The organism is Candidatus Chloroploca mongolica (genome assembly GCF_004762035.2).
Classification (GTDB): Bacteria; Chloroflexota; Chloroflexia; order Chloroflexales; family Chloroflexaceae; genus Chloroploca; species Chloroploca mongolica.
In genome coordinates this window covers 1-1,630 of sequence record NZ_SIJK02000152.1, presented here as the reverse complement: position 1 = coordinate 1,630, position 1,630 = coordinate 1, and the positions used below count along the sequence as shown (strand labels likewise).

Annotated in this window: 1 protein-coding gene; it reads left to right on the top strand. The window is 49.9% G+C overall.

Annotated elements, in window-relative coordinates; translation table 11 throughout:
* Positions 1 to 997: RHS repeat-associated core domain-containing protein (locus EYB53_RS25255; RefSeq protein WP_205712782.1), on the top strand; the 997-nt coding region annotated here is incomplete at its 5' end.
* Between the last annotated feature and the right edge of the window lie 633 nt (positions 998 to 1,630).

The following is a 1,630-nucleotide window of genomic DNA, read 5'->3' as shown; positions in this document are numbered from 1 at the left end:
CAGCCTCAACCGCTACCTCTACGTCCAGGCCAACCCCTTGAACTACACTGATCCGTTGGGATTGTTCGCCACCGGCATCTCAGCTAGCACGGAGGCGCAGTACCAGAACATCAAAGTAGTTAATTATGGAACTGCCAGTAGTTGGTGTGGTAAAAAAGCTGTCCCAGTAGGTATACGATCTTCAAGTTCAACAGTCAGTCGCTCCTTGACCCCAAGCCCAAAAACCTCGACATCACAGCCATCGCAACCTACAACTTCGAGCAATCTAGGAACGAGTACTCCTGTGCGAGACATGCCCACGATTTCGATTAATCGAAAACCTCCTCAGAGCGCGTTTCTCTACTGGATTGTCGAACAAGCTGCAAATATTCCCCTTGAAAGTTTCTTAAGGCGCGTATCAGCAGAAGTCGAGGTCACACCACAAACTATCTTTAATCTTTGGAAGCATATGCGCACAAAAACTCTCTTTAAGAGAGACTTAACACCCTCAACACTTCGTGAAGTGCGTGCTCTGAATAAAAAATTTTCTGTCTATGCTTCAGTGGAAGTAGGGGTTGGAATAACACCCGTTGATGTAGCTCTTTCGACTACGGGCCTTAGCACAAAATTATGCATCGAAGCCAAACTTCGAGGGGAAACAGGTGTGTCTCTACCTTTGAGTGCAGTCATTGTAAGTGATATATATGGTACTATCGGTGCTGAAGCAACAGGTTGTATTAAATTCAGCTCAGATCAAGGCTTTGAGCCATTTGAGCCTGAGGTAAATGTATATGGTGGTGTTGGCCTTAGAGTATATGCAGAGATCGATGTGGGTATTGCCGGTGGTCGTGTTGGGGCAAGAGGTGAAGCTCGTCTCGAAAAAAAGTGGAATAATCAGGGGGTAGGAGTGAATTTATACCTAGAAATAGCACCTTTTTATGGCTATAAATATTGGGGACGGTCATGGGAAGATCATGATCTGCTTAAATTTACAGGCTCTATACCTGTAACTAACTGATTATCCTCAGAAGAGCTAAGCAAGGAGCAAAACAACTACACCTACTCTGTATCAAGCGGTGCCAGCAACATCTACGGCGTTTCGTTGCAATAATGAGTGAAAAACAGCCAGCAAGGTAAAAGCCACTCGGTGATCAGCCCCAAATCCTCAAGGGCATTTTTAAGGGTGAAGTATGCATAGCGCCGTGCCAAACGGAAATCGCTGGGCAGTTTCTCAATATGCAGGTCGGTGCGTAGCGGGCGCAGACGGCTGAATGACGGGAGCAGTCGTATCTACTGCATCTGTGCTAAAAGTATCGGCAGTTCCCCAATGACTGGCAACAGGAAAGTGCTGCTACTTCAAAGAGCGCAGTTGATCCAGACAGAGTCGCCCGTAACCTCACCCTGCGATGGTTCACTTTGGACATCAGGGGTGTCCCTACGGACATCCCTTGCGGGGCGGTTTTGGTGCAGATTGAACCGCGTGACCACCCGAACCGTGTCGTCGCAGGGTGAAGCGTGCGGCGCACGGGGCCGAGAAGGAGGCCTCGGTGCGACCAGAGCCGCACGTTCGCCCGCAGACCTGGTGGTCACGGGCGGTCAACAGCGCACGCGGCGCACGGGGCAAGACGGACGCACCCAGGTGGAGCGGTTC